We start from the raw sequence: 5,028 nt of genomic DNA on the forward strand, positions 1-5,028 counted from the left end.
TTCATGTGCTGGTCGTAGCCCGTAAGCGTACCAGTGTACTCCTCTCCACCTTTCAGCTGTACTGTCACTGCCGAGTTCAACGACGCTTCGAGAACGTCGAGTGGTCGTCCGCTCATATCAACAATCCCAGTGTTTGTGTTGATAAACGTACCGGAACGGAAATCGCGTGGTTGCGGTCAGATATCGACCGAAAATCCGTCTCGACCGCTCGCCCCTACCGCAAATTCTGCCAGCAGGTCGGCCGACGCGTCCAAATCGTCCGTGTCGATGACTTCGACGGGCGTGTGCATATAGCGGTTCGGGAGTCCGAGGTTGAGCGACGGGGTGCCGCCACGGGCGGTGAAGAAGGCGTCTGCGTCCGTTCCCGTGTAGATTCCGGCGGCTTGCAGTTGAACGGGGATTCCAGCGTCCTCGGCCGCCTCACGCACTGCGGCGACGACTTCGGGGTGGTTGGCACTCCCGCGTGCGACGACCGGCCCGCCGCCGAGGTCGATGGTGAGGTCGGAGAACTGCTCTTCCCCATCGACGTCGGGGCTGTCCATCGCGTGTGTCACGTCGATGGCGACGATGGCGTCCGGATTCAGATCGAACCCGACCATCTTCGCGCCCTGCAATCCGAGTTCCTCTTGAACCGTGCTCACGGCGTACACCGTCGCATCCACGTCGCGTTCGGCCGCCCGGCGGAGCGCCTCGGCGGCGACCCACGTTCCGACGCGGTTGTCGATTCCTGGCCCGGCGACTCGCGTCCCGCGCAGGTCCTTGATGGTCGCCTCGAACGTGATCGGGTCGCCCACATCGACCAATTCATTGGCCTCCGCTTCGCTCTCGGCACCGATATCGACGTGTTGTTCCACGATGTCCTCGAATTCGTCGTCCTCGGGGTCGCGAAGGTGAATCGCGCGTTGGCCGACGACGCCGTTGACCACGCCGTTAGCAGTGTGCACTTCGACGTGTTGCCCCTTCGTCACGGTTCGGTCGGTGCCACCGATCCGGTCGATACGGAGGAAGCCGTCCTCGTCGACTCCGGCGACGATGAGCCCAATCTGGTCGGCGTGGCCCGCAAACGCGATTTCCGGTCCGTCCCCTTCGACGACGGCGACGGCGTTGCCGTACCCGTCGGTTCGAACCTCGTCCGCGAACTCGGAAACGTACTCGATCCACACGCGTTGGCCTTCCACCTCGAATCCGGACGGACTGGGTGTCGTCAACAGAGAATCCAAAAACCCGCGTTGCTTTTCGTCCATATCCGTGAACGCGTGATAGTCCGTCTTCAACCCCCCGAATACCACAGAAATATCTCGGGAAAAATATATTTGTCCAGAATCAATAAGGGGATGAACGTTGAGGAGTGGTACATGGGGTTTCTGGAACTACACCTTCACGAACCGAACTTCACACTCAACACGGGCGAGACGGAATCGCCGTCGGGCATGTTCGGATGGAAAAAGCACGAACACGGAAAACACGGCAAACACGGGAAGCATAAACACGGAAAACACGGCAAACACAAGCACGGCAAACACGAGGCGCACGACGAACACGACGAGGGTTCATCGGTAACGGAGAAACTGGCACCAATCCTCTTTCTCGTCGTGGCCGCTGCGGTCGCACGACGGCTTCGACACCGACGGGAGTGACTGGACAGAAGGATTTTGTCGGCTCGAATACAACGTAGTGGTGTGAATCTTTACCGTAGCGTCCGTGCCGTCACCGGCGCATCCGGAACCGGCCCCATCGATTGGACGGCGGTGGCCGACGCGGCGAAGGCGGCGACGGACCCCGGCTCGATAGACCTCTCTCCTGTGGAGCAGGACGGCTATGCGACCGACGTGCGCGACGCCCGAAACCGCGTCCGTGAAGTCTCTGGCGTCTCCTTCGACGTTCCGAGCACTGTCGAAATTCAGAACCGTCACCACTGGATCGGCGCGAACATCGCCACGTTCGAGCGCGTGATGGAACCGATCGAGGAGTTCGGCCCCGACGTGCTTCCCGGGGTCGCTCGCGTCGTCAACACGGGAACCATGACGTTCATGCTCTCCCTCCTCGGCAACAACGTCCTCGGCCAGTACGATCCGCTCCTGCTCGCCGAAGGCGACGACCACGCGCTCTACTTCGTCCATCCCAACATCGCCCGCACCGCGGAGGAGTTGGAAGTCGATGCCGACCGCTTCCGCCGTTGGATCGCCTTCCACGAGGTCACGCACGCCGCCGAATTCGGCGCGGCCCCGTGGCTCTCTGATTATCTCGAATCGGAGATGGAATCCGGCATCGAGGCGCTCGCCCACGGAGAGGTGGACCGCGATGCGTTCCAGCAACTCGACACCGCCATGACCGCCGTCGAGGGCTACGCCGAACTCCTCATGGACGAGGCCTTCGACGACGAGTACGAGGACCTCCGCGAGAAGATCGAAGCCCGACGGAAGGGAATGAACCCGCTCTCGAAGCTCATGCGTCGCATGCTCGGCCTCGGCATGAAACGTCGACAGTACGAGCGTGGGAAAGCCTTCTTCGAACACATCGTCTCGGCGCGGGACGTCGAGGTCGCGACTCGCGTCTGGGAGAAACCGGACAACCTCCCGACCGACGACGAACTCGAACACCCGGAACGCTGGCTGGCACGAGTCTGATCTTTCTTCTTTACTGCTGGTGAGAGGTCGATCCGGTTCGAACACCCTTTCGACTACTTCTGATTCCATTGGATAGTTCCACGGTAGGCGCCCGACGTGACTCCTCGCCGTCGCCGTCAATGATTTGTCAAATAACGTCGTACGCCCACCATGCGCATGGGGGGTGTAGTGGTCACGATTCTCGTCTGTACCACGCTGTTGGGGGCAGGGGTAGCGGTACAGGGGAGTCAGAACGGGTCCGGCATCAGCGTTTTCGCGCCGGAAAATCGGGTCGCGCCGGGACAGGAGACCCGACTGCGACTCGTCGTGGCCAACGACGGGAGCGGCACGAACGGCGGTTCTACGCTCTCCAGCGCGACGGTCGAAGTCGGGGACGAGAACACGCCGATAACGGTGCTGTCGAATCGCGTCCCGGTCGGGACGCTCCCCCCCGGAACACAGCAGTCGGTACCGGTTCGGATCCGAGTCGGCGAGCGAGCGACGGCGGGTGAGTACGTCCTGCCGGTTCGAGTGACGTACACGACCGATTCCGGCGAACGGACCGTCCTTCGATACGTCTCGGTTCAAGTGGAGCGCAGCCCCCGGTTCCGCGTGGTGAACACGACGGTCAACGCGAGTGCGGGCGAGACGGGGACGCTCTCGCTCGCCATCCGGAACGCGGGGACGGTCGGGGCGTTCGACGCGAGCGTGGTCGTCAACTCGACTGACCCCAGTATTCGGTTCGGGAACAACGCCACGACGGCCGAAACCTCGGTCGGCGAGTGGTTTCGCACGGATACAAAGTACGTCCAGTTCCCGCTCCAGGTCGGGCCGGACACTGACGCCCGCAACGTCACCGCACAGGTCCGCGTCGCGTACGACACCCGAACCGGCGAACGGCGGCTTTCGGACCCGCTGTACATCGGAATTCGACCCCAAACGAAGCCCTCGTTCGCGATTCGAAACGTCACCAGCACGCTCCGCGTCGGTGACACGGGACGCGTTTCGGGCCGCGTCGAGAACACCGGCAACCGGACGCTCGACGACGCGACGCTGATCCTGTCGCCGTCGAACGGGACCGCCCTCCGTCCCGCGGAAACCCAGTTTCCGCTCGGCACCCTGCCGAACAACAGTTCGCATCGGTTCGGGTTCGACCTGGACGCGACGAACGCCACGAACCCCGGTCCACGCGATTTCACCGCCAGACTCACCTACCGCGACGGGAGCGGCGTCCGTCGCGTGACCGATTCGGTCTCCGTTCCGGTCCGGGTGAAACCGCGACGCGAACCGTTCGTCGTCACCGCGACGGACGCCAACTTCACCGTTGATTCGAGCGGAACGCTCCGGGTGCGGGTGAAGAACAACGCCGGAAAGCGTCTCTCGAACGTCACGGCACGACTGCTGGTTTCGGACCCGCTGTCGAGCGACGACAGCGAGTCCTACATCGGCGTCATCGGCCCCGGAAATTCGTCGTCCGCCTCGTTCCAGTTGACCGTGAGCGGGAAGGCGATTCCCGACCGCCACCCCGTCGCAGTCGCCATCTCCTACGAGACGCCGAACGGCGACCAGCGGCAGGCCGGACCGTACGCGGTGCCGGTGAACATCCAGCGTCAATCGGGTTTCGGATCGTCACTGATCTCGGTGGGGATCGTAGTCGGTGTGCTGGTGCTCGGGGGACTGTGGTGGCTCCGACGGCGATGACGAGGATGAGGACAAAGTCGTGGGGAGATCGATATCGAAGGTCTCCACCACTCGCTACGAACACGAGTGTTTGGTCGGTGTGTGATTGCAGTTGCTGGGAAGCAGACCACCTCGAAAGCCCCCGTCCGCTCGCGGTCGCTCGCCGACATCTCAGCTCCGCTCGTTTCACTCACTTCGCTGAGAGAGGTCGCCGAGACGACCATGTAAACGCGAACGGACGGCCCCTTTCATCCCCACCCGACCGCCTCCGCACCGAACCACGAGCCTCCCCAGCCGATTCGCTTCACTCCCTACGGTCGTTCCGCTCATCCCTCGCGCGATAGCCAGTCAGGTCCTCGGACGAACTGTCCTCGGCCCTGCTGGCCCGCGCGCCACCCGGTTGGACGGACTACGCGTCACGTACCAGCCGAACGGCGCGCGAAGTCCTCGTGAACGAAGTGAGCCGAGGGAAGATATTGGCGAGCGGATCACGCGAACGAATGTGAGTGTGATCAGGGAAGTCGCAGCCCGCGAACGGAGTTCTCGTGAACGCAGTGAACGAGAGCAGGGAAGACGCTTTGCGTCTTCCAGAGTGAGCCGGAACGTCTTCCGGTGCCGCGAGCGCGCGGGGGCTTTCGGGTCTTCCTCCTAGCGATTCCACTCACAAACCGATTAAACACGTCTCTTCACAGCGAACGGGCGAGGACATTCTGGATCCTCTCATCACTGAAAACTGACTCAC

5 protein-coding genes are annotated in these 5,028 nt (G+C 62.6%); 3 read left to right on the plus strand and 2 right to left on the minus strand.

The window, feature by feature from the left end:
- Both WBV42_RS20245 and WBV42_RS20250 read right to left on the minus strand, forming a co-directional pair.
- On the minus strand, positions 1 to 116 hold a 116-nt coding region (locus WBV42_RS20245; protein ID WP_423987637.1), incomplete at its 3' end, for an LSM domain-containing protein.
- A gap of 60 nt (positions 117 to 176) precedes the next feature.
- Positions 177 to 1,244, minus strand: coding sequence for a M20/M25/M40 family metallo-hydrolase (locus WBV42_RS20250; RefSeq protein WP_423987633.1), 1,068 nt, complete (start codon positions 1,242 to 1,244; stop codon positions 177 to 179).
- A gap of 69 nt (positions 1,245 to 1,313) precedes the next feature.
- On the opposite strand from WBV42_RS20250, the gene WBV42_RS20255 reads away from it, so the two are divergent.
- The 3 genes from WBV42_RS20255 (at position 1,314) to WBV42_RS20265 (ending at position 4,307) form a co-directional block, all read left to right on the plus strand.
- Positions 1,314 to 1,637 (plus strand): hypothetical protein, encoded by a 324-nt coding sequence (locus tag WBV42_RS20255; protein ID WP_423987634.1) that lies wholly within the window; start codon positions 1,314 to 1,316, stop codon positions 1,635 to 1,637.
- A 42-nt stretch (positions 1,638 to 1,679) separates the two neighbouring features.
- A complete protein-coding gene (locus WBV42_RS20260; protein ID WP_423987635.1) occupies positions 1,680 to 2,627 on the plus strand; it encodes a zinc-dependent metalloprotease in 948 nt (315 codons plus the stop codon).
- A 156-nt stretch (positions 2,628 to 2,783) separates the two neighbouring features.
- Positions 2,784 to 4,307 carry a COG1361 S-layer family protein gene (locus WBV42_RS20265; RefSeq protein WP_423987636.1) on the plus strand — a complete coding sequence of 508 codons (1,524 nt, stop codon included), beginning with the start codon at positions 2,784 to 2,786 and terminating at the stop codon, positions 4,305 to 4,307.
- Positions 4,308 to 5,028 lie beyond the last annotated feature (721 nt).

It is taken from the genome of Haladaptatus sp. (assembly GCF_049589095.1).
GTDB lineage: Archaea > Halobacteriota > Halobacteria > Halobacteriales > Haladaptataceae > Haladaptatus.

What these genes read in the sequence shown, in the direction of transcription:
- WBV42_RS20265 (WP_423987636.1), top strand. Translation starts at nt 2,784, where the DNA reads ATGGGGGGTGTAGTGGTCACGATTCTCGTCTGTACCACGCTGTTGGGG.
- WBV42_RS20250 (WP_423987633.1), bottom strand. Translation starts at nt 1,244, where the DNA reads ATGGACGAAAAGCAACGCGGGTTTTTGGATTCTCTGTTGACGACACCC.